The organism is Thermoproteus thermophilus, from assembly GCF_055392855.1.
Genome location: NZ_AP042466.1, coordinates 436,812 through 461,488, shown reverse-complemented (window position 1 = coordinate 461,488; position 24,677 = coordinate 436,812). Strand labels below are relative to the sequence as shown.

27 protein-coding genes, 1 tRNA gene and 1 pseudogene are annotated in these 24,677 nt (G+C 61.4%); 14 read left to right on the top strand and 15 right to left on the bottom strand.

The features are described from left to right. Nucleotides 1–19: 19 nt before the first annotated feature. Both rsmA and ACZ5PA_RS02720 read left to right on the top strand, forming a co-directional pair. Complete coding sequence (gene rsmA / locus ACZ5PA_RS02725; protein WP_464930756.1) at nucleotides 20–706, top strand: 16S rRNA (adenine(1518)-N(6)/adenine(1519)-N(6))-dimethyltransferase RsmA; 687 nt, start codon at nucleotides 20–22, stop codon at nucleotides 704–706. Further along, nucleotides 694–1,548 carry an MBL fold metallo-hydrolase gene (locus ACZ5PA_RS02720; RefSeq protein WP_464930755.1) on the top strand — a complete coding sequence of 285 codons (855 nt, stop codon included), beginning with the start codon at nucleotides 694–696 and terminating at the stop codon, nucleotides 1,546–1,548. Before rsmA ends, ACZ5PA_RS02720 begins: the two co-directional genes overlap by 13 nt. Here the strand turns inward: ACZ5PA_RS02720 and ACZ5PA_RS02715 are convergent. Next, entirely contained in the window at nucleotides 1,545–1,952 is a 408-nt protein-coding gene (locus ACZ5PA_RS02715; RefSeq protein ID WP_464930754.1) for a class I SAM-dependent methyltransferase, read from the bottom strand. The genes ACZ5PA_RS02720 and ACZ5PA_RS02715 overlap by 4 nt on opposite strands. Continuing rightward, the gene (locus ACZ5PA_RS02710) at nucleotides 1,949–3,067 is read right to left on the bottom strand and encodes a tyrosine--tRNA ligase (protein WP_464930753.1); all 1,119 of its coding nucleotides are present in this window, start codon (nucleotides 3,065–3,067) and stop codon (nucleotides 1,949–1,951) included. The genes ACZ5PA_RS02715 and ACZ5PA_RS02710 overlap by 4 nt, the downstream gene beginning before the upstream one ends. Before the next feature lie 30 nt (nucleotides 3,068–3,097). Here ACZ5PA_RS02710 and ACZ5PA_RS02705 point away from each other — a divergent pair, with 30 nt between their 5' ends. Both ACZ5PA_RS02705 and ACZ5PA_RS02700 read left to right on the top strand, forming a co-directional pair. Continuing rightward, entirely contained in the window at nucleotides 3,098–3,523 is a 426-nt protein-coding gene (locus ACZ5PA_RS02705) for a DUF371 domain-containing protein (protein WP_464930752.1), read from the top strand. Between the two features lie 12 nt (nucleotides 3,524–3,535). After that, nucleotides 3,536–4,216 (top strand): phosphatidate cytidylyltransferase, encoded by a 681-nt coding sequence (locus tag ACZ5PA_RS02700; RefSeq protein WP_464930751.1) that lies wholly within the window; start codon nucleotides 3,536–3,538, stop codon nucleotides 4,214–4,216. Here ACZ5PA_RS02700 and ACZ5PA_RS02695 read toward each other — a convergent pair. The 3 genes from ACZ5PA_RS02695 to ACZ5PA_RS02685 all read right to left on the bottom strand — a co-directional run bounded on the left by ACZ5PA_RS02695 (nucleotide 4,209) and on the right by ACZ5PA_RS02685 (nucleotide 5,397). Beyond that, on the bottom strand, nucleotides 4,209–4,544 hold the full coding sequence (locus ACZ5PA_RS02695; protein ID WP_464930750.1) for a PIN domain-containing protein: 336 nt from the start codon (nucleotides 4,542–4,544) through the stop codon (nucleotides 4,209–4,211). The two genes, ACZ5PA_RS02700 and ACZ5PA_RS02695, sit on opposite strands and share 8 nt — an antisense overlap. After that, the gene (locus tag ACZ5PA_RS02690) at nucleotides 4,541–5,269 is read right to left on the bottom strand and encodes an NAD(+)/NADH kinase (RefSeq protein ID WP_464930749.1); all 729 of its coding nucleotides are present in this window, start codon (nucleotides 5,267–5,269) and stop codon (nucleotides 4,541–4,543) included. The genes ACZ5PA_RS02695 and ACZ5PA_RS02690 overlap by 4 nt, the downstream gene beginning before the upstream one ends. A gap of 53 nt (nucleotides 5,270–5,322) precedes the next feature. Then, nucleotides 5,323–5,397, bottom strand: a tRNA-Ala gene (locus ACZ5PA_RS02685). A gap of 113 nt (nucleotides 5,398–5,510) precedes the next feature. Here ACZ5PA_RS02685 and ACZ5PA_RS02680 point away from each other — a divergent pair. The 4 genes from ACZ5PA_RS02680 to ACZ5PA_RS02665 are packed head-to-tail and all read left to right on the top strand — an operon-like array spanning nucleotide 5,511 to nucleotide 8,487. Further along, a complete protein-coding gene (locus ACZ5PA_RS02680; protein ID WP_464930748.1) occupies nucleotides 5,511–6,209 on the top strand; it encodes an HAD-IIB family hydrolase in 699 nt (232 codons plus the stop codon). Further along, nucleotides 6,206–7,447, top strand: coding sequence for a TiaS agmantine-binding domain-containing protein (locus tag ACZ5PA_RS02675; RefSeq protein WP_464930747.1), 1,242 nt, complete (start codon nucleotides 6,206–6,208; stop codon nucleotides 7,445–7,447). The genes ACZ5PA_RS02680 and ACZ5PA_RS02675 overlap by 4 nt, the downstream gene beginning before the upstream one ends. 17 nt (nucleotides 7,448–7,464) lie before the next feature. Next, nucleotides 7,465–8,274: an MBL fold metallo-hydrolase gene (locus ACZ5PA_RS02670; protein WP_464930746.1), complete on the top strand. Its 810-nt coding sequence runs from the start codon at nucleotides 7,465–7,467 to the stop codon at nucleotides 8,272–8,274. 57 nt (nucleotides 8,275–8,331) lie between these two features. Then, nucleotides 8,332–8,487 carry a hypothetical protein gene (locus ACZ5PA_RS02665; RefSeq protein WP_464930745.1) on the top strand — a complete coding sequence of 52 codons (156 nt, stop codon included), beginning with the start codon at nucleotides 8,332–8,334 and terminating at the stop codon, nucleotides 8,485–8,487. On the opposite strand, the gene ACZ5PA_RS02660 is transcribed toward ACZ5PA_RS02665, so the two are convergent. The 9 genes and pseudogenes from ACZ5PA_RS02660 to ACZ5PA_RS02620 all read right to left on the bottom strand — a co-directional run bounded on the left by ACZ5PA_RS02660 (nucleotide 8,484) and on the right by ACZ5PA_RS02620 (nucleotide 15,750). Further along, nucleotides 8,484–8,993, bottom strand: a complete 510-nt coding sequence (locus tag ACZ5PA_RS02660) for a DUF359 domain-containing protein (protein WP_464930744.1) — start codon at nucleotides 8,991–8,993, stop codon at nucleotides 8,484–8,486. The two genes, ACZ5PA_RS02665 and ACZ5PA_RS02660, sit on opposite strands and share 4 nt — an antisense overlap. Further along, the gene (locus ACZ5PA_RS02655; protein WP_464930743.1) at nucleotides 8,990–9,703 is read right to left on the bottom strand and encodes an MBL fold metallo-hydrolase; all 714 of its coding nucleotides are present in this window, start codon (nucleotides 9,701–9,703) and stop codon (nucleotides 8,990–8,992) included. Before ACZ5PA_RS02655 ends, ACZ5PA_RS02660 begins: the two co-directional genes overlap by 4 nt. Before the next feature lie 79 nt (nucleotides 9,704–9,782). Continuing rightward, nucleotides 9,783–10,784, bottom strand: a complete 1,002-nt coding sequence (locus ACZ5PA_RS02650; RefSeq protein ID WP_464931267.1) for a formate--phosphoribosylaminoimidazolecarboxamide ligase — start codon at nucleotides 10,782–10,784, stop codon at nucleotides 9,783–9,785. Then, entirely contained in the window at nucleotides 10,784–11,824 is a 1,041-nt protein-coding gene (locus tag ACZ5PA_RS02645) for a formate--phosphoribosylaminoimidazolecarboxamide ligase family protein (RefSeq protein WP_464930742.1), read from the bottom strand. The genes ACZ5PA_RS02650 and ACZ5PA_RS02645 overlap by 1 nt, the downstream gene beginning before the upstream one ends. A gap of 73 nt (nucleotides 11,825–11,897) precedes the next feature. Next, nucleotides 11,898–13,242: pseudogene (locus ACZ5PA_RS02640) on the bottom strand (PFL family protein). 54 nt (nucleotides 13,243–13,296) lie between these two features. Further along, on the bottom strand, nucleotides 13,297–13,569 hold the full coding sequence (locus ACZ5PA_RS02635; RefSeq protein ID WP_464930741.1) for an ACT domain-containing protein: 273 nt from the start codon (nucleotides 13,567–13,569) through the stop codon (nucleotides 13,297–13,299). A 34-nt stretch (nucleotides 13,570–13,603) separates the two neighbouring features. Continuing rightward, entirely contained in the window at nucleotides 13,604–14,512 is a 909-nt protein-coding gene (locus tag ACZ5PA_RS02630; RefSeq protein WP_464930740.1) for a dihydrodipicolinate synthase family protein, read from the bottom strand. A 26-nt stretch (nucleotides 14,513–14,538) separates the two neighbouring features. Next, nucleotides 14,539–14,709 (bottom strand): hypothetical protein, encoded by a 171-nt coding sequence (locus ACZ5PA_RS02625; RefSeq protein ID WP_464930739.1) that lies wholly within the window; start codon nucleotides 14,707–14,709, stop codon nucleotides 14,539–14,541. Between the two features lie 30 nt (nucleotides 14,710–14,739). Beyond that, nucleotides 14,740–15,750, bottom strand: a complete 1,011-nt coding sequence (locus tag ACZ5PA_RS02620) for a pelota family protein (protein ID WP_464930738.1) — start codon at nucleotides 15,748–15,750, stop codon at nucleotides 14,740–14,742. Nucleotides 15,751–15,821: 71 nt separating this feature from the next. On the opposite strand from ACZ5PA_RS02620, the gene ACZ5PA_RS02615 reads away from it, so the two are divergent. Further along, entirely contained in the window at nucleotides 15,822–16,922 is a 1,101-nt protein-coding gene (locus ACZ5PA_RS02615) for an FAD-dependent oxidoreductase (RefSeq protein WP_464930737.1), read from the top strand. 29 nt (nucleotides 16,923–16,951) lie between these two features. Further along, the gene (locus ACZ5PA_RS02610) at nucleotides 16,952–18,709 is read left to right on the top strand and encodes an ATP-dependent DNA helicase (protein ID WP_464930736.1); all 1,758 of its coding nucleotides are present in this window, start codon (nucleotides 16,952–16,954) and stop codon (nucleotides 18,707–18,709) included. Here the strand turns inward: ACZ5PA_RS02610 and ACZ5PA_RS02605 are convergent. Next, the gene (locus tag ACZ5PA_RS02605; protein ID WP_464930735.1) at nucleotides 18,696–19,211 is read right to left on the bottom strand and encodes a hypothetical protein; all 516 of its coding nucleotides are present in this window, start codon (nucleotides 19,209–19,211) and stop codon (nucleotides 18,696–18,698) included. The genes ACZ5PA_RS02610 and ACZ5PA_RS02605 overlap by 14 nt on opposite strands. Before the next feature lie 85 nt (nucleotides 19,212–19,296). On the opposite strand from ACZ5PA_RS02605, the gene ACZ5PA_RS02600 reads away from it, so the two are divergent. The 4 genes from ACZ5PA_RS02600 to ACZ5PA_RS02585 are packed head-to-tail and all read left to right on the top strand — an operon-like array spanning nucleotide 19,297 to nucleotide 24,595. Further along, nucleotides 19,297–21,099: a DNA topoisomerase gene (locus ACZ5PA_RS02600; RefSeq protein ID WP_464930734.1), complete on the top strand. Its 1,803-nt coding sequence runs from the start codon at nucleotides 19,297–19,299 to the stop codon at nucleotides 21,097–21,099. 19 nt (nucleotides 21,100–21,118) lie between these two features. Further along, nucleotides 21,119–22,045 carry a diphthamide synthesis protein gene (locus ACZ5PA_RS02595; RefSeq protein WP_464930733.1) on the top strand — a complete coding sequence of 309 codons (927 nt, stop codon included), beginning with the start codon at nucleotides 21,119–21,121 and terminating at the stop codon, nucleotides 22,043–22,045. 38 nt (nucleotides 22,046–22,083) lie between these two features. Beyond that, the gene (locus ACZ5PA_RS02590) at nucleotides 22,084–23,655 is read left to right on the top strand and encodes a helicase HerA domain-containing protein (RefSeq protein WP_464930732.1); all 1,572 of its coding nucleotides are present in this window, start codon (nucleotides 22,084–22,086) and stop codon (nucleotides 23,653–23,655) included. Nucleotides 23,656–23,689: 34 nt separating this feature from the next. After that, nucleotides 23,690–24,595 (top strand): 2-hydroxyacid dehydrogenase, encoded by a 906-nt coding sequence (locus ACZ5PA_RS02585; RefSeq protein WP_464930731.1) that lies wholly within the window; start codon nucleotides 23,690–23,692, stop codon nucleotides 24,593–24,595. Nucleotides 24,596–24,677 lie beyond the last annotated feature (82 nt).

Here is a 24,677-nt window from a genome sequence, read left to right as displayed (position 1 = left end):
TTACTACAATGGATAGCTCGTGGGCAAACGCCTCGGCCAACACATGTTGAGGGATAGGTCCATAGCCGAGTATATAGCCGGCCTAGTGCCGGCGGGCTCCACTGTGTTGGAGGTCGGGGCCGGCACAGGGGTCTTGACCTTCGAGTTGGCCAAGAGGGCCTCCAAGGTCTACGCCGTGGAGCTAGACAAGGCTCTGGCGGCCTACCTCTCGGCGAGGGCTCCCCCAAACGTCGAGGTCATAGTCGGCGATGCCTTGGAGATCGAGTGGCCTAAAGCGGATTTCTTCGCATCCAACATACCGTATTACATAACGTCGCCATTGCTCTTGAAGTTGGCGGAAAGGAGGCTGCCGGCCGTGGTGATGTTGCAGAAGGAGGTCGCCGAGAGGTTGACGGCCGAGCCCGGCTCGGAGAACTACGGCAGGTTGACGATCGCCATCAGGTGCAACTACGACGTCGAGATCCTCAAGCTGGTCCCCCCTCGCGCGTTTTCGCCCCCGCCTCAAGTGCACTCGGCCGTGGTCAAGCTGACCCCCCGCGATCCTTGCGTCGACGACTTTAAATCGTTCGAGAAGTTCACGGCCATGTTGTTCTCGCAGAGGCGGAAGCTAGCCAGGAAAGCGTGTAGGGAAGCGCCCGAGGGGAAGAGGGTGTATCAACTATCGTTGAGGGAGATCGTGGAGCTGTTCGGCAAATGCCGATCTTGAAGCTCCTCTTCCTCGGCACAGGGGGCGCCGTCCCGAGGGCCAACAGGAGGATGCCCGGGATCTACTTAGAGGACTGGGAGGGGCATCGCGTGCTCTTAGACGCAGGCGAGGGCGTGCAGTACGCCTTGATGGCCAACCGTATATCGCCGGCGTCGTTGAGCTACGTGGCGGTGACTCACGCCCACGAGGACCACGTGTTGGGCTTGCCCGGCCTCTTGAGCACGGCCAAGATGGCCGGGAAGAGCCTAAAGGTGTTGGCCCCGCCCAAGCTGGCGTCTGCGTTGGCCAAAAACGGCGTCGACGCGTCGACCTCGGCCTCCGATAGGCACATGTCCATTAAGTGTGTGGAGGTGTGCCACACCGTCGAGGCCTGCGGCTGGCTCTTCGAGTGGGACGTTGGGTTCAAGCTGGACCTCTCCAAGGTCGAGGGCTTCCCCAAGGAGGCCTTGACGAAGCTCATAAAGGGCGAGGCCGTCGAGGTGAACGGGAGGGTCGTCAACCCGGAGGACGTGGCCGAGCCGGGGCATAGGAGGTATAGAAGGCTTTTCTACACCGGCGATACGGGGCCTTGCCCCAAGGCGCTCGAGGCCGTCGGCTGGACGGACGTGTTGATACACGAGGCCACCTTCGCCGACGACGTGGACCCGGCCAAGGCCCACGAAGAGGGCCACTCCACAGTGCTCGACGCCTTGGAGGCGGCCAAAGCGCTGGGGGCGCGTTTGTTGATCTTGACCCACATCAGCGCTAGGTACGAGGACTTGGGCAGACACAGGGCGCTCGCCGCGGCGTATAAACACGCGGTGGTCCCCGAGGACGACGACTGGGTCCTCGTGAAGTTTTAGCCCAACACCAGCCAACGCCCCAGCGTCTCGGCCACCACAACGTCGGCGAACTCCCTCAGAACGCCTGCGTCCTCGAGCTTCTCGAAGACCGTTATGGCTAAGGCCGCGTCGAAGCTCCTCGGCCTTATGGGTAGCCTATAGGCGTCGGCCGCCAACACGTCCACGCCTATATCTCTCGCCCTCCTCAACATGCCCAAGGATATGTCGACGCACAACACGTAGCGGGGGGACAAGACGGACGCGCCGAGGCCCGTGCCGCAACCCACATCGAGCACTCTCTCCCCCTTGATGTAGGCGAGGGCCTTCAAGTACTTCACGACTTGTTCTTGGCCGTACAGCTCGTCGTAAACCCCCGCCAGCTTGTCGTAGTATTCGGCTATCTCCAAGAGCGCTCTCGCCGTCATCTAGTGATCACCAAGTCCTTCATCTCCTCCAAGACCTTCGCCCCGGGCCCTTGGAAGAAGTTACGCACGGGCTCCAGCGCCTTTATCAAGGCCTCGGCCGCGGCGTTCTTCAAATCCGCTGGGTGTATCTGCCCCGCTACATACGCCCTCTCGAGCTCCTCGTAGGTCCAGAACTCCAGAGGGCCTCCGTACTTGGCGGGCCTCTCCAACACGAACGGCTCTTTCCTCTCCTCCCTAAACGCCGAGATCCTGAGGATCTCCAAAACGGGGTTGTACTCGGACTCCCTCGGAGGGCAGTAGGCCCTGGCTATCTTCTGTCTGATCTCATCGGGGCCGTCGTGGACGAATATAGCGCTCTGGGGTATGGACTTCGACATCTTCATCTCGCTGAGCTCCTCCTTGCTCTTGGGCCTCTCAGTTATGTTAAGCGCCGGCAACAGCTTGTGGTGGAGGGCCACCGGTTTTATCCTCTTGCCGTCCACGGTCAACGGGTAGAACCTCACCTTCAACGCGACCTCCCTCGCTAGTATGTGCGCCCTCCGTTGGTCGATCCCTCCGTGAGGTATATGGGCGCCCAACGCGAAGACGTCGGCCACTTGAAGGGGCGGATAGACGAGGTACGCGAGGGGTATAGACTCCCCCATCTTGCGGCCCAGTATCGTGAGGCTGTGGCGCACCTCAGACAAGGTCAAGTTCCTCACTATGTCCATCAAGAGGAACCAATACTCGTCGTTGTGGTGGTACAGATCGGAGCCCAAGACGAACCGCACGCCGTCCGGCTGGCCGCCCAGCGCCTCTATTATCTTCTTGAAGGTCTGGACGTAGTAGGTAGCCGCGACGCGCCTGATCGCGTCTAGATCTCCGCCCAGCTTGTTGTTGAGCCAAGAGTGTATATCGGCGAGGAACACGGTGGGCCTTACGCCGGCCTTCTGCAGATCCACCACCTTGGCCATGCTCACGAGGCCTGTGCCTATGTGGATATAGCCAGATATCTCGAAGCCGATGTAGTGGTTCAACTGATGGCCGATTTCCAGAAGCGCCTTGAGCTCCTCGAGCGTCAAGACCTCCTCGGTTGGGTACCTCGTGATGAGCCTCAGCCTCTCCTCGACGTCCATGGCTATTATTTAAAAGGGTATTTGAAATAGATGCCCAGCGACGTGATCATCGCGAGGGGACACGAGAACATCACCGCCAGAAACCCGCGGACGTTGGAGATAACGCGCGACCCGTATGTCACGAAGAGCGGCGACTGCATAGTGGCGTGTTGCGCCGACAAGGCGGGGCCCGACTTGGCCGAGGAGCTCCGCGAGGCCTTGGCGAGGCCCGGCGTCGTGAGGATCGTCATAGAGGCGGGCGGCGTCAAGGAGGCCATCACGGGGAGGACGCCGCTCTCGCCGCCCACGAACCCCTATAGGCTAGTGGTGCGCAGAAGCAGATACGTCGACGACTCGACCTTGGCCGTGGAGGCCGACAAGGCGGCCGCCGATCTGTCGAGGGAGTTGGTCTCGAGAATAAAGGAAGGGGTGGTGGTCAAGGTCGAAGTCTTCGTTGATAATTTAATTAAAGTTTAGGGCGGCCTCTACGTGGACTTGAGGGGTCTTTTGGTCCGCAAGGCTTTCCACATAGTCGGGGCGATCCTCTTGGCAATTCCCTTTTTCGTCGAGGTGAATCCGCCTTTCTATTACGCTATCCTCGCCTTGGCGGCCGGCGCATTCTATTCGATACAAGTCAAACGACCTCAACTGCTCGTGGACTTGAGGCAAGAGATCTTCAAGAGCCTCGAGAGCGTTTTCGACAGCCTGGACAAGCTCGTGCCGGTGGGACGCGCCGATTTGAAGGTCCAATACGACGAGCTACTCTACTCCATCGAGAGGGCCATAGAGGCGGCCGAAAGGGACTACGAGAAGAGGGGCGGCTATCTGGGACTGCTCATGGGGGCCGTGGGGATCCTCGTGGCGTACAACATATTCGGTCCCGCATATCTGTTGCCGGCCGTCGTGGGCTTGGCGGTGTACGACGTCTTCTCGGCGCTTGTGGGCATGGTGTTCGGCAAACACAAGCTTCCGGGGACCAACGCCACAGTCGAGGGGATCCTCGGCGGCTTTGCGCCGACCTTTGTGGTCTTGGCCGCGGTTGGCTATAGGCCGTGGGCCGCGTTGCTCATAACGGCGTTCGTGGTAGTGGCCGAGGCGTACGGCGTAGAGGACAACTTGGCCATCCCCATAGCGGCCGCCGCGGCGGCCTATTTGGTCGCATTTATTTAACGAAATAAAACCCCCTGGCCCTAACGCCGAGCCTTTTAGCGGCCTTAGCGAGGGCCACGTCGTCGGTCAAGAGAAGGCAGCCGGTCTCGAGGGCCAAGGCCAACACGGAGAGGTCCGCCTCGCTGAGGCCCCGCGTCTTCTTGGCCAACTCGGCCATCCTCCTCGCGTCAACGTCGACCACCTCGACGTTCAGCACCTCGAGGGCGGCGCGCGCTCTGGGGTCCTTTAGCTCCTCCACGACCTGCCTAGTGGTCAATAGACGGCCTTCGAACGCCCTCATGTCCCGTCCGTGTATGAAAGCGCTGGCGTCTAGGACGTAGCAGCTCATGGAGACAAGAGCCTCGACAACACCCTCTCGTAGTAGTCGTATTCGCCGAACACGGCTAGCTTCAACTTCTTGGCGCTTTTCCTCACAACGAAGGACCTCCCGCGAAGACCGCCGTAGCCGTCGCAAGTCAGCTCGGCCTCTTGGCTAGTCGTCACCTCGAGGGGCTCTTGCGGGACCACTATGGACCGCAAATACAAGGTATAGGGGGCTATGAAGGATATCACGAAGGCCTCCAGCCTGTAGTCCACGACGGGACCCCATGTCGATATGGCGTATCCTGACGAGCCTTGCGGGGTCGAGATTATCACGCCGTCGGCCCGCCCGCTGATTATAGGGGATGAGCCGGTTATCTTGAAGGCGAGGAGCTTCTTGTAGTCGACGTTGCGTATCACGACCTCGTTAACGGCGATACAGCCGCCCGCGTCGATAACGGGGAGCTCCACGACGTCGAAATCGCGCGAGAGAATCCTCTTGGCCATCTCCTCCATGGGCATCTCGCCTATCCTCGCGCTTCTGTAGAAGTTTATACGGCCACCCCCCACGTGTACTAACAAAGAGTCGAGCACACAAGGGTGTTTGTGTATGGTCTCCAAGAACGTCCCATCGCCGCCCACCACCACCGTGACGTCCGGCTTATCGGCGCAGTTAAGCTCCGCAGCTCCTATCAAGGACTTGAGCTTGGATGCGAAGTCCGCCAGATCGTTCCGGTACGCTATGGCGATCACGGACAACTACACGTGTATAATTAGATGATGGTCTGCCCTCCCCAATCGCCGAGTGGTGGACCGGCCGGGATTCGAACCCGGGATCTCCCGCGCGCGAGGCGGGCATCCTTCCGCTAGACGACCGGCCCGTCGCGTTCTATACGAGTATTTTTTAAACCTTTTCGGCGATAGCTCCGGCAGATTAGCCTTCGCCGTAACTGTAGCCGCTGGTCAAGTTTATAAGTAGCCCGATTAAACGCCCGTGTCCATAGCCCTCTTCGCCGACTTCGACGGCACGTTAGTCCCGCCCGAGATGGTCAGGAGGGATCCATCGTTGCCGCTCGAGCTGGACTTGGCCTTGAGGGAGTTGTCCCACAAAATCCCCTTAGCTATTGTCACGACTAAGGAGTGTAAGTTCGTCCAGCCGTTAGTGCCCTACGCCAAGGCCTACGCTTGCATAAACGGAATAGAGGTGAGGGCCGCCGGCTACGTGGCGGTCGCGGAGGAGCTCAAGTCGGCGGAGCTGGAGCGCCTACTGGCGTCGGCAAAACGCTTGGACGCGATCGTCGAGGCCAAGAGGACTTGGGACGGCAGACTCGCGGGGATAACAGTGGATTGGCGAGAGCGCGGGGACCCGCCAGAAGGCCTCGAGGAGGTGCTCGCGGAAGCCGAGCGGCTCGGCCTTAAGACGTTGAGGTACGCCCGCCACCCCCTCGTCGATATCTACGGCGCGGATAAAAACAAGGGCGACGCCGTGCGGTTGTTGAAGGCCCTCTTGGGGGTCGACTATGCGGTTTACATCGGCGATAGCGAGAACGATCTGCCTGCTTGGGCCGAGGCCGACGTGAGGATAATAGTGAGGCACAGCCTTAACAAGGACCTCGTCGTGGAGGGGGCCGTGCCGGTGGCCTACGAGGAGCTGCCCCGTTATATTAGGCGAGTACTCTCAAACATGGCGTGATAATCCGCATAGGCGTAGACGACACCGACTCGCACAGAGGCGGTTGCACCACATACGTCGGCTATACTCTAGTCAAGGAGATCCTCAAAAAATACGGCGATATCCTCGCGGATTACCCGCGCTTGATTAGGCTCAACCCGTACGTGCCCTTCAAGACGAGGGGCAACGCGGCCGTGGCCCTCGTCTTGGACGCCCCTGAGGGGGCAGAGGAGGACATCTGGGAGCTCGCCATTAAGGTCGTGTCGGAGGGCGCGGACCGCGTCGGCAAGACGAGCCCCGGCGTAGCCATGGCCGTCGGAGTTGTGCCCGAGAGGGCCAAACGCGTTTACAGACTGGCCTTGTCCCAGGTAGTGCCCAGGAGCGTCGTCGAGAGGGTAGAGGGCGTTAGGCTCTGGGGAGGGAGGGGCGTCATAGGCGCGACCGCCGCCGTGGGCGCCGAGCTTCCCGCCTCGACCTTCGAGCTCCTGGCGTATAGAGAGGGCGAGCGCCCGCCGATAAGCCCACGCCTAGTCGCCGCCATGGAGCTCTTGACATACCCCTTCACGTTCCACAACCTCGACGGGAGGAGAGTCCTCATAGAGCCGAGAGGCCCGGACCCCGTCCTCTACGGCATAAGGGGCCTCTCCCCGCCCCACCTCGTCTACGCGGCGCGCCTCCTAGAGGAGAACGGCATAAGGGCGGCCGGCTGGATCGTCTACCGCACCAACCAGGCCACAGACGCCCACGTGGAGCTGGGCGACTTGCCGGATAGGCCCCTCCCCTACTCGGTCTACAAGACCCGGGCCCTCGTGCTCTGGGCCGAGAGGCGCAAACGCCACGTCTTCGCCGGCTTGTCCAACGGCCTAATCGCCGTCGCTTATAGACACTTGGGCAAGCTGGCGTCTCTTCTGGAGAGATGCGTCGGCTGTTACGTGGAGCTCAGAGGAGGCGTGAAGCCGAGAGGGGATGGCCTTTATCTCTATGTAGAGTCCATGGAGGTGATATATAGACTAGTGAGGACGACCCCCCGATGTCCATACTGCGGAGGGTCCCTCGAGAGCTTGGGCAGAGGCAAGGGGAGGCGTTGCACTAGGTGCGGCACAGTCTTCAGATCGGTCGAGATACGCTACTTGTTGTCCACGGCGGAGCGCGGCTACTACGTGCCGAGGCCCGGCGAATGGCGCCACCTCCTCAGACCGCCTGGGCTTGAGCCCAAGCCCTTGGAGCTCGTCGGCAAGGCGGAGGGTTGGATTAAATAAAACCGGGATGAAGAGACATGGAGCTCAAGAAAGGCGTCGTCTTGCTCAAGGGCTCGCCGAACACGTTGATAGTCGGGAATTACGTAGTAGACCCGGGCAATCCCGCCGACAGAGCCATCGAGATCCTCAAGGCGGTGGGCGGCGCCCCCAAGGTGCTCTTGACCCACTACCACGCGGACCACCTCGCGGCGGTGCCCGACGGGGCCGAAGTGTATGCGCCTTGGGGCGAGGAGATGTTGGTGTCCAACACCAGGGCTCGCCTCTTCTTCACCCACGGCTTCTTCGTGCCCGACGCCCTATATGTGGGAAAGGACATCCGCGTGGCCGGCGTGCTCAAGCCCGGGGACAAGGCGGATTCCATAGAGGTCGTGGACTTGAGAGGGCACACCTTCGGCCACGTGGGCTATCTAGTCGAGGGGGTCCTCTACGCCGGCGACGCGATTTTCGGCGACGCGGTCCTCAAGAGGTACGGAGTCCCCTACCTCAACGACGTGGACCTCTTCTTGGCGTCTCTGGATAGAATAGCCTCTCTGGAGCCCGAGGTCCTCGTGATGGGCCACGGCCCTGTGGTGGGCAGCAAGAAGCGGCTGAAGGAGCTGGTCGAGGCGAACAAGGCATCGGTCGAGAAAGCGCAGAGGCTCATCGAGGCCATGTTGCCGGGGGAGCCCACGCAGATATCCGCTAGGCTGTTGAAGGAGCTGGGCGCCGAGAGGAGCTGGGAGAACGTCTTGCTCACGTCCGTCATAGTGAGGGCCTTCTTGACAAAGCTCGCCGCCGAGGGTAGGGCGCACCCCGACGACGAGGGCGTCTGGCATATCGTCAATTAACGATAATTTGCTTTATCAAGAGCCGAAAGACATATTAATGCGGCTCGACACAAGCCCATGCAGCCGAACCCCAAACTCGCCGATGAGTTGGCCCGGATCTCGAGCGAGCTCTACGAACACGGCTACATAGACGCGGCCAGGCTCATCGAAGAGGCCAGGAAGCTGGTGTTGGAGCTCGAGAGAGAGGCCTTCCTCACGCCGGCGACCGACTAACAACTCTCCATGTATTTTACGAGATCTTTTATCTCCTTGTATTTCCCGGCCGGTATCACTATAAGCGCACCTCTATAGTGGCCGTAGACGACTGCCGAGTCGTCGGGCGCGAGCGCCAAGAAGGCCAGCGCCAACATGTCCTCCTCGCCCTCCACCACCAAGAGAGTCCCGCGGGTCCTCAAGGCCTCCTCCACGGCGGCCCAGGCCTCCTCGGTTATATAGCCGGGCGGGTTCCTCACTCTGATCACCCGCGGGAACGCGGCCAACACCTCCACGCGCTCCTCGCGCCTCGTCTTGAAGTCCACCGCCGCGGCGTCGGGCATATGGCCGTTGGATATAAAATTCGCCGTGACCACGTCCCCCACGGTGTATATGCGCCTGGCGCCGAAGTCCTCGGCTATGGACACGGCCAACTCCACCGACCGCGGCGGATCGCGCCAGATGGCTATGGGATACGGGAAGGCGAAGAGGTCCCTTCTGGCGGCAGGGACCCTGAGGCACTTCACAGCTCCACGGAGGCGCAGGGGTATGGCAGATATATGTCGACCCCGGGCGGCACAATGGGCGTAAATAAATAGTAGTGCACGGGCATCAACGCCTTCACGCCAGCTCTGGCCGCTAGCTCCACGGCGTCCCTCGTTGTGCTGTGGCCCACCGAGTGGGCTTGTTCCTCTTGGCCCGGATTGCCCGAGACCTCGTGGATGAGCAAATCGCAGCCCTTGGCGAGCCTCTCCAAGCTCTCGCTCGGCGCCGTGTCGCCGCTATAGGCCAAGCACTTGCCCTTATGCTCTATCCTCACGTGGACCGCCTCGACCGAGTGCCTCGCCGGCGCGAAGGCTATCTTCGTCTCGCCCTCTTCGTATATGCCGTCCGGCGCCAGCTCCACGGGGTCCATGTAGTCCTTCAAGTGGGGCATGCGCACCGCCTCCAACAGCTTACTCAACGACTCGAGGACCGAGGGCATGGCCACGACCTTGATCTTGGACTTGCCGACGCGCGCCATGAGGAGCAGAGTCGGCGCGCCCAAGATATGGTCGCCGTGAGGGTGCGTGAGGACGAGCACCTCGGGCAACGGGAGCCCGCATTGGGCTAGCCTCGCGTAGGTCCCCTCGCCGGCGTCGAGGAGGACGCGCTTGTCTGTCTCCACGTAGATACCTGGATACCCCAGCCAAGGGCTGGAGATCCAGCCCCCGAGCCCCAGCACCACGACCCTCACGTCGCCTCGAATTTCTATATTAATATCACTGACAGTTCGTGATGACCCTGACCAAAAGCGAGCGGTGAGCTGGCGGCAGCTAGCTGACTACGTCCTCCAGTCTGCCCTTGTCCTTGGCCAGCCTCAGCTCGTGGGCTATGCGCTCACCCATGTCCATGGGCTTGTCGAAGTACAGCACAGAGTAGGGCGAGCCGACGCCCATGTAGACGTTGGTCCCGGCCACTATCCTGCCCGAGAACTCGAAGACGATTATGGACAAGTCGTCCTTTATTATGGACTCGAGGCTATAAGGGCCTTTCATCTCCTCGCCGAGGGCCTCCCTCACGGCGTCTGCGAAGGCCTCGCCGTATTTTTGGACTACGGGCAACAAGGACTCCCTCAAGACCAAGGGGAAGTTGGCCACGACCACGAAAGTCGGCTCCACTAAGCCGAAAGACCTCCCGTCCACGTTGGTCTCGTACCTCACGTCCATGCCGAAAAGCTCTACCCGGCGGTACATCGGGGAGGCGAAGAAGTGGTAATACGCAGGCACCCCGAAGATGTACTCCTGGATTATATAGGGCTCCTTAACTGCCTTGAGCCTCTCCAAGAGCTCCTCCTTGTTCTTGGCGAAGAAATAGCCCCTGCCGCCCTTGGCCCCGAACAACTTGACGATCACAGGCCCTTCGGCGTCTTGCGGCGTGAAGGTCCGGGGGATAGGTATGCCGGCCCTCTTGAGGAGCTCCATCTTCTTGAACTGATCGGCCTCTATCTCCACCAAGCGCCTCACGCCGAAGGTGGGCACAGGCGCCTCCAACGCTTGCCTCCAGCCTACGTACTCCACGTAGGAGCCGTGGGGTATCAACACTGCGTTCTTCTCGGCGAGTTTCTCGGCCACGGGGCGGAAGTTGGAGAGATCGGCCTCCCAGACCTCGTCGATGAAGCCGAACCTCTTGTAGAACCACGCGGCGTTGGGCTTGGCCACCGCTATGGTCCTGAAGCCGTAGCGTTTAGACGCCCTCAATATCTGCAAGGCGGTGTGGGACGCTACGGTGGCGACCGCCAGCTTGTCGAGGTCGTATCTCTTGAGCAACGCCTCTATCATGTTGTCACCTCCTCGAGCCTCCCCTGCCTCAATGCCTCCTTTATCTCCATGGCTATCCTCCTGCCCATGGAGATGGGCCTTCCCCAGTAGAGCTTCGAGTACTGTCCGCCGATGCCCACATAGGCGTTAGTTCCCCCGCCTATTCTGGGCGCCACGTCGTAGACCACTAGGTCCAACTCCGGCGTTACGACGAACTGGAGGGTGAACGGCCCTATGACGCCTGGTTTGACCAGCCTAGCTGCCGCCTCGACGAAGCGGTAGCCTATATCGAACACCTTCTCCAAGAGGCTCTCCCTTATGGTGGCGGGCTCGTGCCCCACCTCCACGTACCTAACATCGGGATCTACGTCGAGTTGGTCCTTGGCGGGCAAGCGATAGACGCCGTCCAGGTTCGATTGGATCCTCCTGTCGAAGCTGTGGAGCTCCAGCCGCCTATATATGGGCGAGTAGAAGAAGTTCGCGTTGAAGTGCGCCCCGAGCACAAGCTCCTCTATGGCGGCGCCCGGGAGGTCCTCGAGCTTTATGATCCCCCTCTCGGCCAGCCTCTTCGCCTTGCGCGCGAGGTCGTCTCTGTCCCGGGCCACGAAGAAGCCGCGCTCCACCCTCCTAGAGGCCTCGGGGAGCTTCACTATCACCGGCCCGTCCACCTCGTCGGGCGAGGAGAAAGTCCTAGGCCTCCTTATCCCCGCCTCGTCCAAGAGGCGGTAGTAGTTGTGGGGCCCAGTCCTCTCCTCCCACCTCAACAGATACCTATTGCCGAAAATGGGCACGGGGAAATCCCTCTCTATCGCGTCGTAGCCCACGTACACGGCGAAGGACCTATTGGGCACGAAGACAGAGCCCTTCAACCTCCCAGCCTCTTTCACTATGTCCTTGTAGTCGTCGAGCACTATGAGCTCGTCAACGACGGGGAACTCCCTATACGCCCTCTCCCTGCCCCTCTTAGCCACTGCGATTGTCCTGAACCCCTCGTCCTTGGCCCCGTCCAACACGTCCAAGGCGCTGTGGGACGCCAGAACGGATATCGATACCGACATAAGGCCTTTAAGCTATTACCTTAAAAAGTTTGCGGACAAGCTGATAGGACCGGTGTTCCTATTAAATAAATGATTAACCAGACCTCAGCCTCCAGACGCCGGGCGGCACGACGCCCTTGCGCTTGGCCAACGGTATAGCGTCGAACTTCCCCACGTCCATGACCACCACCTTCCCGTAAAGTCCGCCGAGCTCGTAGACGTCCCCGGGCCTTCCGCCGGGGATCGGGATCAGCCTCACGCCCAAGGGCTTATCCAAGGCGGTCGCCAAGGCCATCACGTCGGCGATGAGGGCGGCGACTACGTCCGGTTGCGTATCGCCGGGTATGCCCGCCATGTCTATGCCCGTGTTGCACACGGCGGACATCGCCTTGAGCGCGTCGAGCGTGAGGACCCCCTCCTCAGCCGCCTTAGCCATCAACGCGTCCTCGCTGACGGGTATGAAAGCCCCGCTGAGCCCTCCTATAGTCGACGTGGCCATGGCCCCGCCCTTCTTCACGGCGTCGACGAAGAGGTAAAGGGCCAATACGGAGCCGGGCGAGCCGGCCCTCGGGAGGCCCATGGCCTCGAGGATTCCCGCTATGCTGTCGCCTACCTTCGGCGTAGGGGCCACCGAGAGGTCCACCGCCCCGAAGGGGATGCCCAGCTCCTTCGCCACCTCCCTCCCCACGAGCTCCCCTAGCCTCGTGACCTTGAACGCAGCTCGTTTTATCGCATCGTGGAGCGTCCTCAAGTCGGCGTCTTTCAAGCTCCTCACCACCGCCTCTATCACGCCGGGGCCGCTGACCGCTACGTTGATGACGGCGTCGGGGAGGCCTAGGCCGTGGTGGGTAGCCGGCATGAACGGGACGTCCTCGGGGACGTTGGCCGTGACCGCGAACCTGGCCGCGGCCTCCGGCCTCATCGAGAGCACGGCCTCGGCCGCGCGGAAGACCGCGTCCATGTTCATGCCCGTGGAGGTCGACGCGGCGTTGACGAAGCCCCGAGCCTCCTCGTCGAATTGAGGGCGTCGGACAAGGCCTCGATCAACGCCGCGTCGCCTCTTGAGATCCCCGCGTGGACGAAGGCCGAGAATCCCCCCACCATGTCGACTCCGTAGGCCTCCGCCAAATCGTCGAGGGCCTTGGCTATCTCGACGGCGTCTTCAGGGCGGCCGAGGGGCTCCACATGATGCTGACGGGGCTCACGGCGAGCCTAGCGGTCACTATCCTAACGCCCAGTTTGGCGGCGACCTTGTCGACCGCCGGCCTGAAACGCTCTAGGTAGGGCCTCAAGAGCCCCCTAAGCGCGGATATCGTAGAGCTTAAATCGCCCCGTATGGCGGGCAGGGTGTTCACGCTGAGGGTCACCGCGCGTATGTCGAGCTCCCTGAACAGTATCATCTCGAGGACCTCGCCTATCTCCTTAGGGTCGAACCTCATGGGCGTTGGGGGTCGCCTCCTTAAAAACTCCGCGAGTCGTCTGGGGATTCGGCGTTAGACCCTCTGCATGTAGCGGAACACGTCTATGTGGTGCACCGCCACCATGACGCCCAGCTTTTTCCCGACCTCTTCTAGCTCGGCGCGGAGCCCCGCTATGTCCACGTCGGCTTTGGATATATCGACGAGCATTATCATCGAGAAGATGTCGCGGACCACAGTCTGGGCTATGTCGACTATGTTGGCGTTGTGCTTCGCGAGGGCGCTGGCTATCCCGGCCACTATGCCCACTCTATCCGCGCCGAGGACCGACACGACCACTAACTCCACAAGGGCGACTATAGATCATATATAAAAATTGGGGCTACCGCAATAGGGGCGCGAGCTTGTCGAGTATCCTCCTCAACTCCTCCTTGTCCTTGTCGTCCACGGGGGGCAAGGGCTCGCGCGGCGGGCCCATGTCTATCCCAGTCACGATCTGGGTGGCCAGCTTGTAGAGCGTGGGCCACTTACCTCCGAGCTTGCCCGTGAGCCCGCAACCGCCCATGAAGCGCCACAGCTCCATCAACTTCTTGTGGATCTCCACAGCCTCGGCGATTCTCCCCTCCTTGACCATGCGGTAGAGCCTCAACTGGAGCGGCCCGAGGAAGTTGGGGCCGCCTAAGATCCCGCCGTGGGCCCCCACGATGAGGCTGGGAACGAAGAACATGTCGACGCCTTGGAGCACCGATATCCGGCCCCCCACTAAGTATATCAACTCCATGTGGTATCTGAAATCGCCAGAGCTGTCCTTGACCGCCACGACTTGGCTGTACTCGGAGGAGACCAGATCGAAGACCTCGGCCGGTATGTTGTAGCCCACGGCCAACGGTATCGTGTAGAGGACCACTGGCACGTCCACAGCGTCTAGGACTTTTTTGTAGAAGGCGTATATCCCCGCCCAATCGCCTTGTACGTAGTAAGGCGGCGTGATTAACACGGCATCGACGCCGACGTCCTTGTACTTGCGGGCGATCTCTATAGTGCTTACGTGATCGCCAGTGCCGGTCCCGGCTATGACGGGCACTTTGCCTCCGCCCACCTCCACGGCCAGCGCAGCAACCTTTACCCTCTCCTCGGGCGTCAGCTTGGCCACTTCGCCCGTAGACGACGAGGGGAAGAGGCCGTAGCCCTGCGACGCGAGCCTCTCCATGAGGGCCCTCAAGGCGTTGTAGTTCACGCCGTCTTTGGTGAAGGGCGTGACCGTGGCCGCGATGACGCCTTCCAGCCTCATGTGAAGAAAGACGCGTGCGTTAATATCTATTCCCGGCGTGCCAACAGCCCGTACGCGATCGGGGCGAATAGGCCTATCGCTATGCCCAAAACGGCGAGCGCTTTGACGCCCCGGGATGAATAGTCGAGCAACAACACAGCGCCTAGGGCTATCGCTAAGGCGCTGAATACATATAAGAGGACCCTCAACTTCTCCATAACTGTTAACGGATTATATATCTAAAAGCTTTAATAGCGAAGGATCGCGGCGCAACCGCCCATGGCCTTCAAGACGCCGCCCGCCTCGCCCTCGGCCGGGATTATGCGTATGGCGCCTCTCGCCGAATAGACGAGCCTCAAGACTTCGGCGCAATCCTCGGCCAACTCCTTCATGGCCTCATCCACCACTACCAGCGTGCGGACCCTCCCTTGCGAGGCCGCCTCCTTGACCGCCTCGAGCCCCACGGCGATTAGCTCCGGCCTCTCGGCGGCCAGCCTCAAGATCTCGGAGAGCGCCTCAGATCCGAGGACCTCCTTGTACCGCTCGAAACCTTGCCCTCTCTGGAACTCGTAAACGCCGCCTAGCCCTCCCGCGGATTGAGGCGCTAGATCCCCTCTTATATACTCGGAGGCTATTTCCAAATAGAGCTGAGGGCCCGCGAGGACAAGCCTATCGGGCTTAAGCCTCAGCCTGTACTGCTCGACGGCCCTCGCGACCTCCTTGAAGAAGGGCCTCACGGCCTCCTCCTCGGAGCCGACGTCGGCGCTCTTAGGCTTTCTATTCTCGAGCACGCCTAACAGCTCCACGCCGAGAGCGGTTACGTGGGCTATAGCCGCCTCCTCATCGTCGATCGACACCAGCAAGATCCGGGGCAACGAGGCGGTCGCCAACTTCGCTATCTCGTCCACGAGCTCCATGGGGTAAGCCTCCGGCTTCTCGACCTCTATCTCCCTGCCGGGGAGCACGTCGAACGTGTGGCGTCTGCCCTTCACGCCCTCGAGATCGCCTTGGGCCTCCACCACGACCCCCCTTATCCTGAGGCTTCCTCTGAACTTGTGGTACTCGAGGGCCTCGACTCTTATTCCCAAGTAGACCTTTATCCTCTCGCCCTCTTTTGCCCCCTCGGGCTTATACTCCCTCACTGTCCAGCCCCTCACGATATCCCCCCTGTCCACGAGCAGATAGACGAAGTAAAGGTCCTCCCCCCTCTCGGGCACGACGTCTATCACCCTCCGCCTCTTGTCCACCGAAAGCCTCACGGCGCGAGCGCCTTTCCAGGATTAAATAACTACCGGCGCCCATGGATATAAACGCGTGCGAGGGCCCCTCCATGAAGGCCGTAGTGGTCGGCGCCGGCGTAGTGGGGCTCTTCGCGGCTTATTACCTGAGGCGCGAGGGCCTCGACGTCGTGGTAGTCGACGGGCTAGAGCCCGGCGAGGGGTCCCGCGCCGCGGCGGGGATCCTAGAGTTCACCCGCTTCAAGATAAACAGGATAAACGTAGTCGGCTATCCCACGACGTATCTCTCCATGTTGTCGAGGGGGGCCGCTAGAATTCGGCACGTCGACATCAAGTGGATGTTGGCGTATATAAAATCCTACGGAAAAGACCCCGGCGAGCGCGTCTGGGAGGCCGTGAGGGAGATGGGGAGGTTCTCTTGGGCCGAGTACAGAAGACTGGCCGAGGAGAAAAACGACTTCGATTACGCCGAGGAGCCCCTCTACGAGTTGGTCCACGATGTGGAGGCCGAGGCAGAGGAGCTAAAACGCGATCCCTTGAGGCCTAAGTTCGAGGTCGGAGAGCTGGGCGGCAAGCCCGCTATCGTCTACCTAGAGGCCGCGAAGCTCTCCACGGATCTAGCCGCGAGGAGGTTGTGGTCGGAGATCGGCGCTCGCCGCGTGGCCGCGTTCGCCGAGGCTGTAGGCGATAGGTTCGTGGTAGCGGGGGGAAGGAGGCTGGAGGCCGACGTAGTGGTCGTGGCTGCCGGCTGGAGGACGTCCCGCCTCCTGGGGCTGCCGGTGGCCCCGTTCAAGGGCTACGGGTTCAGGGTGAGGCCCTCGAAGAGGCCCAGCGTTATGTTCATCGATCTGGCCGACACCGGCGTCGCGGTAGTCCCGCTCAAGGATTGGGTCAAGGCGACTGGGCGGTTCGACTTGGATTCGACCGAGGACCACTCGCCGGCTGAGAAGGTGTTGGCGGGGGCGAAGAGGCTGCTCGGCGATCTCGAAGTCCTCGACATGGCCGTAGGCTATAGGCCATGCACGCCGGACGGCCTCCCCGTGGTGGAGAGGAGGGGCGAGGGGCTCGTCGTGGTTGCCGGGGCTTGTAGGCTGGGCTGGACCTTCGGGCCCGCCTTGGGCAAAATGGCGGCGGACCTAGCGCTCGGGAGGATCAAGGAGACCGCGTTCCCCTCGTCTAGGTTCGGGCGATAGGCTTTTTATTCAGCCAACGGCATCAGCGCGTGGAGCGTTTTTTCCCATACCGGGATTTCAGGCCCTTTCAGAGGGAGCTCGCCGAGGCCATACTCGACGGCTTCAGATCGGGCAAGATAGTGTTGGTTAACGCCCCCACCGGGTTGGGCAAGACCGCCGCGGCCTTGGCCGCCGCGTTGGCCTACGCCGAGGAGGTCGGGGCCAAGGTGGTGTACTTGGTCAGGACCAAGAACGAGATGTTGCAGCCTATCAAGGAGCTGGCGAGGATTAGGGCCAAGGGGGTCGACTTGAAGTACGCGTTCCTCAGGAACAAGCAAGATATGTGTTGTTATAGGGAGCTGAGGGGCTTGCCGTATGCTGAATTCCTCGCCGAGTGTCGCTACTTGAGGGGCTTGGGCAAGTGCAAGTACTTCCCGCCGAGGCCCTTCGAGCCCGCCGAGTCTTTGGCCCCCCGCGCATTCGTGAAGGCCGCTTGCGAGGCGGGGACGTGCGCCTACGAGACCGCCAAGGCCCTTGCGCTCTTCGCCGATGTTGTCGTGGCCACGTACTTCTACGCCTTTAGCCCCAGGGCAGATCGTTGGGTCGATCTCCAGAGGGCTGTCTTGATAGTAGACGAGGCCCACAGCTTGCCTGACGCGGCTATGTCGATAAACTCGGTCTCCATAACCGAGGGGGAGGTGAGGAGGGCCCGGGCCGACGCCGAGCGACACGGCCAGAGGGAGGTCGCCGCCTTGCTCCAAAAGGCACAGAGAGGCCTCAAGGAGTTGAGGCCGGGGCCCGTGTCCGTGGGCGACGTCCTCGCCCTCTTCGAGGAGCCGTCCCAGATAGAGAGGGCCGCCGTCGAGGTGGTGAGGAGCAAGGCCGACGAGGGGATTACGCCCTATTCGCCGTTGGTGGCCATCGCTGAGTTCTTGAAGACGTTGAAAGAAGGAGGGAGGTATCTAGTCGTCGCCGAGGAGTCAGAGGACGGCTTGAGGCTGAGGGCCATGCCCTACGACGTCTCGAGGCTGATAGCCAACGTTCTCGCCTCGGCCAAGGCCGCGGCGTTGATGAGCGGGTCGATGCCGGTCGATTTGTTCGTCAAGGCGGTCCCCCTCCCCAAATCGACAAGGGTTTTCGACGTGCCGTTAGACGAGTACATAAGGCCGGGCAACTTCGTCGCCGTCGTCGACAGGTCGGTGACCTCGAAGTTCTCGTCGAGGGGCGAGGACATGTATAAGGCGATGGCGCGCAGAATAGCGGCGGCCATCGCGGCGTCCCCAAGGGGGGTCTTGGCGGTGTTCCCCAGCTACGACGTGTTGAAGGCCGTGAGGAAGTACTTGTCCTTCAACATACCGCTCTACGTAGAGGCCAAGGACACGGACTTGGAGGAGATAGAACTGGGGTCCAAGTTCGCCGTGTTCGCAGTGGCGGGGGGCAAGTTGGCCGAGGGGGTCGAATACGTCAGAGACGGCGTCAACTTGTTGTCCACGGTGGTGGTAGTCGGGGTGCCTTATCCCGAGAGGGACGTTTATCTGGACAAGAGGGTCGAGGAGCTGTCGGCCGGGCTAGGCGTCGACGTCGCTTGGAACGCCGTGTATCTCTACAACGCGATCGTCAAGGTGAGACAAGCCGTGGGCAGGCTTTTCAGATCGCCGGACGACAAAGGCGCCTTAGTGTTCCTCGATTACAGATTCTTGGAGCCCGACGTCTACGTGCAGTTAAAGGACCTCCTCAAGGGCGCCCGAATAGTCGAAGACGACGACTCCTTGAGGCGGGCCCTGGAGGAGTTCTTCACCTCTTCTTGAAAAAGGCCCTCCAGATGGCGAATAGCGCTATGGCCAACACCACGTCAGTCGCGGCGAGGGTTATGGAGAGCATCTCGACGGCCCTTCCGACATCCCCCAACGAGAGTATAAAGGACATTACGCCCAAGACGGCGCCGACAATGCCCACGACGGCTCCGACCAAGGGCAACATCTGGGGCACAGACGTCGGGGGCTGTGGGCTGGGCCTCCTGGGCGGAGCTGGCGACGGGGCTTGTTGCGTGGGCTGTTGTAGAGGCAACGGCGGCGGTGGAGGAGGCGGGTACGCCCTCTGCGTGGCGCGAGGGGGCGGATAGGGGTACGGGTAGGGGCCTGTGGCAGCCGGAGGAGGCGGCGGGGGCGGCGGAGGGGGCGGCAACTGCGGCGGGGGCTGGGCTATCGGCTGAGGCGGAGGTTGTTGCGGGTACGGCTGTTGGGCAGGTTGCCTCTGAAGCGGCGGCCTCTTCAAAGGCCTCTCCTCGCCTCCTGTCTCCTCGCTCGACATGGCCCTAGCTACTCACTGCTATAAAAAAGTTGCGAAAAAGCCGTATTCGTCCCTCGTCTTTTTATATGGAAGGAGGAGTAGTCGCGTGTTGATAGTCGCCGAGAAGAGGTCGGTGGCGCAAGCCATAGCCAAATTCCTCGGGGGCTCGTACTCGCAGTTCAAGGTAGCAGGCGTGACCGCCTATAGGTTCAAATACAACGGGCTCGCGGCGATCAGCCTAGGCCTCAGCGGGCACGTGTTGGACTTCGACTTTCCGCGAGAGCTGAACAAATGGAGCTCGGTGGATCCCGCCAAGCTGTTCGAGGAGGCCGTCGTGTTGGTGCCCCGCGACGAGACGTTGAAGTACTTATTCGCCTTGAGGGCCTTGGCCAAGGACCAAGACGAGGTCTACTTAGCCCTCGACGCCGACTCGGAGGGCGAGGCCATCGCCTACGAGGTGGTCCTACAGGTCAGAGTCGTGAACCCCTCGGCGCGTTTCAAACGCGTGCGCTTCAACGCGGTCACCAAGAAGGAGATAACGCGTGCGTTCGAGAGGCCTGTGGATTTGGACCTGAAGACCGTCGAGAAGGTCTTCGCGAGGATGGCCAGCGATTTAACCGTGGGCGCCGCCTTCACGAGGCTCTTGACCCTCTCGGTGAGGGAGGTCGACCCCAAAGCGCTCCCCTTCGGCAAGTTCTTGAGCTACGGCCCGTGCCAGACGCCGGTCCTAGGCCTAGTGGTCTCCAGGGAGCTCGAGCGCATGAACTTCAAGCCGGAGGAGTACTTCGTGGTCAAGGCGATAGTGGAGGCGGGCGGCCAGAGGCTTGAGATGCGCTCCAAGCCCTTTAAATCCAAGGAGGAGGCCGAGAGGGCCTTGGCGGAGGCCAAGAAGGCGCCGGGCCGAGTGGCCGAGGCGAAGTACGAGAGGGCCGAGGTCGAGCCGCCCGCCCCCCTCGACACCATAGAGCTGGAGAGGCGCGCCAGCAAGTGGCTCAACATAAGGGCTAAGGCCGCCTTAGACATCGCCGAGGAGCTCTACAGGCTCGGCTATATCTCGTACCCGCGCACCGAGACCACTATCTATCCCCCCACCCTGGACCTCAAGTCGTTGTTGGAGGAGCTAATCAACACGCCGTTTGGGGAATACGCCGAGAGGTTGTTGAGAGGGCCCTTGAAGCCCACCAGAGGCAACAACGACGACAAGGCCCATCCGCCGATACACCCGACCAAAGGGGCCGGGAGGAGGGAGATAGAGGCGAGGCTGGGGCAACGCGCGTGGAGGATATATGAGTTCGTCGTGCGGCACTTCTTGGCCACCTTGAGCCCCCCTGCGGTGGTGGAGAGGCAGAGGATAACGGCGGTCCTCGGCCCCCTCGCGCTGGAGGCCGACGGGAGGAGGGTCCTCTCCAAGGGCTATTGGGAGATATATCCCTACGAGGAGGAGGAGGACAAGCCGCTCCCCCGCGTTCGCAAGGGCGATGCTGTCGTCCTCGTGTCGGCCAAAATAGAGAGGCGCGAGACGGAGCCGCCGCCCAGGATGACCGAATCGGAGCTCTTGAGGCTCATGAGGAAATACGGCATAGGCACAGACGCGACTATGCAAGACCACATACACACCAACGTGATAAGGGGATACATGAAAATAACGGGCGGCAGATGCGTGCCGACGCCCCTCGGCATGTCCTTGGCCACGGCGCTCATGAAACACGCGAGGCCGATCATAGACCCCGAGGTGAGGTCCAAGATGGAGGCGGCCCTCCAAGAGATAGCGGCCGGCAAGTTCGACGCGGCTAAGGTCGTCGCGGCGATAAGAGAGGAGTTCAAGAGGTACTACAAGACGCTTGAGGACAAGAAGATGGAAATAGCCAAGGAGCTGATCGACGCCTTGAAGAGGACGCAAAGAGATTAATTGAGGATTCCTCAAGTCCGTGGAGCTCGGTAACTTGATAATCCCAGATGAGGTCTTAACGCTCCTAGGCCCCGACGCCCTCTTGGAGGCGCCTCCGGGCTTCAAATGGGCGGCCGTGGAGCTGGCTAAGAGGACCGGCGCGAGGCTGTCCGGCAGGGCGGTGTGGGGCAGTTGCGACGTGGGCCTCGACGACGCCGTGCGCGTGGGGGCCAAGAGGGTAGTCCATCTAGGCCACGGCGTTCCCCCCAACATAGCCCATCTTTTGAGGAAGAACACTGGAGGAGTCCTCGAGAAGATCGACGTGGACACATACGTCTTGAGGACGAGCGACGTGGAGGCCTATTTCGTCCCCGTCTACTACGCGCCTCCGCCCAGCCTGCCGCGGCCGCCCGCGGGCAAGGTGTATTTCCCCCTCCCCTATAGGCTAATAGCCGAGGAGTTGGCTAATCAGTACTCCATGGAGATCGCCGAGGAGCCCATAACCGGATGTTGGGTGGGGGAGCCGCCGGGTCGCTCGGCCGTCGTGGTCTCCTCGGGCGTCTTCTACCCCTTGGCCGTGAAGATGTTCTACCCCAACGCCGACGTGTGGGGCTACGACCCGTTCAAGGGCAAGGCCTTCCCCATCGAGGGCGAATACAGAAGGCTCATGGGGCTGAAGGCCAGGGCCTATATGTCCAAGAGGGAGAAGGTGGCCGTCGTGGTGTCGAGGAAGCCGGGGCAGATGCAGAAGGAGGAGGCCGCGAGGGCGGCCGCCCAGATGAACGGGGTGTTGGTCGTGGTCGACGAGGCGTCGCCCGAGCTCTTGGACGACCTAGGCGTCGACCTCATAATCAACACGGCGTGTCCGCGCATAGGCCTCGACGATCAGGACAGGATCAAGACGCCCATAATGAACCTCCACGAGCTGGAGGGGTTCACCCCCCAAAACGTCATCCGGCTCCTATAATATCCGACGCGGTAAAATAAGGCGAGGCCGCCAGTAGCGTGGACCCAGTGGGAGTAGTCGTGAAGGTGCCCTCCACGAGCTATTTCGTATTCCGGACCTTCATGGGGGTTGAGGTCGAGAGCGGCTCCCTCTTGATAGCGGGCTCGGACGAGAGGGTCCTCGCAAAGGCCGTCGCCATCAGGAGGAAAAACGCCGTGATGGACCCCCGGCTCATAGCCCAGCTCGACGACGCCGAGTCTGTAAAGTACATAAAGGAGAACCTCGGCGCGGAGTCTATCCTCTACTACACGGAGGCCAAGGCCGTGGTCATGGGCGCGTTGAAGGGCGAGAGGTTGGGCAGGCCCTCGAGGCCTCTTAAGCCGTTGGACTACGTCTACAAGGCGCCGCCCGAGCTCGTGTCGAGGCTCTTGGCGCCGCGGGGCGAGGGCCCCCACATAGAGCTGGGGACCGTCTGGGGGTACGACATACCGGCCCTCGTCGACGCGACCCGCCTCGTGACGCAACACTGTGCAGTGCTCGCCAGCACGGGCGCGGGGAAATCTTGGCTGGCTGGCGTCGTCATAGAGCGGCTGGTCTCGGCCGCGGACGTGGCCGTGGTAGTACTCGACCCGCACGGGGAGTACTCGGCCATGCAGGTGCCCAGATCCGAGGAGGGGAAGGCGATCTCGGAGCTGGTCGACGTATACGTGGTGGGCAAAGTCGACGTCTCGTCCCAAGACAAGGCCTTCGAGGCGAAGTTCGGGACGCCCAGGCGGTACGAGAGGGTGGCCCTCAACCCGCGCTCCTTGCCCTTGCGCGTGTTAGAGCGGCTTCTGGAGAGCACATATGGCCTCACGGACGCCCAGAGGAGGATATTAGAGGAGGGGTGGCAACGCGCGACCGCCTACGGCGATAGGCAACCTCTCACGGAGCTCGAGGAGCTCATAGAGGAGGTAGTGGAGGGGGGCAAGGCGGCGGCTCCCGGCGGCTACGCCGGGGAGATGGCCGTGGGAGGCCTCGTGGGAAGGTTGAGGGCCTTGTTCAAGGGAAGCCCCGTCTTTCTGGAACGCTACGGCGAGACCTTCAACGGAGAGCCGGTCAAGCTCTTCGACCCAGCCAAGTTGCTCACGACGAGGGGCGTCAAGGTGTTGGACCTCTCGGGCCTAGACCTCTTCGACCAGAGGATATTCGTAGCGGCGGCTCTGGACGGCATGTACAAAATCGCGTTGAGGCGGTTGAATATCCCCACGCTTATAGTCGTCGAGGAGGCCCACAACTTCGTCCCGGCTAGGGAATCGCCCGTGAGCAAGCCGTACTTGGTGAAGATAGCGAGGGAGGGCCGGAAGTTCGGGCTAGGGCTGTGCCTGATATCGCAGAGGCCCACAAAACTGGACCCGGACGCCCTCTCGCAGTGCATGACCCAGATATTCAAGCGCATCATCAACCCGGTCGACTTGAAATACGTGGCCGCCGTGGCGGAGCACTTGGACGACCCCTATCAGCTCAGAGGCCTCGACGAAGAGGCGGCCTTGATCACCGGCGTCTCCGTCTCGTTGCCGTTGTTGGTGAAAGTCGGCGATCGTTGGACCCAACACGGAGGCGTCAGCGCGAGGCTCAACGCCAAGTCTTAGCGCGTTGTTTTAAATTATGGACAAGTAGTGGACTATGAAGGTCTACGTGTCGGTGGATCTGCCCCAAGACCTAATTGAAAGGCTCTCTCGCGCCGCGGAGATAGTGGGCAAGGACCGCATGGCTGAGGCGGAGGCTGCTCTTTGTTTCAGGATAACTACAGATGAGATAAGATCTATGCCGAATTTGAAATTCATACAAGTAATTACCGCAGGCTTGGACCATCTGCCTTGGGAGGCCATACCTCCCCACGTAGTCGTTGCCGGCAACGCCGGCTCTAACGCCGATGCGGTCGCCGAATTCGCCGTGGCCATGGCCTTGGCCGCCTACAAGAGGGTCTTACACTACAACGAGCGGATGAAGAGGGGGGACTACTCGAGGGATATCGGAATCCCCATGGTGGCGGGCTCCAAGGCCGCCGTGTTGGGCCTCGGGGAGATCGGGACGCGGGCCGCCAAGATCCTCGCAGCCATGGGGGCCGAGGTCTACGGCTTCTCGCGCCGGGAGAGGGAGGGCCCGTGGAGGTTCACCAAGGATCTCGGCGAAGCCCTATCGGGCGCCAAGATAGCCATTTCGGCGTTGCCGTTGAACAAACACACTAAGGGTTTGATTAAATACGAGCACCTCGCCGCCATGGACCCCGAGGGGGTTTTCGTCAACGTGGGGAGGGCCGAGGTCGTCGATAAGGCCGCCGTGGCCAGAATACTCAAGGAGAGGCCCCGCTTCGTCTTCGCCTCGGACGTCTGGTGGGGCAGAAATGACTTCGCCAAGGACTCCGACATAATAGCGTTGCCTAACGTCGTCGCTACGCCTTGGGTGGCGGGCGGGTACGGCAACGAGGCCGTGTGGCGCAAAATGCTCGAGGAGGCCGTCGAGAACCTCTTGAGGTGGCTCCGGGGAGAAAGGCCGAGGAACATAGCCGATAGGAGCGACTACGTCTAAGCCCCTCGCCGCTTAATACTTGGGGATTACTCTCCCCCCTCCGCCCGCGTCTACGGATCTCTTAAATTGACGACGAGGCCTA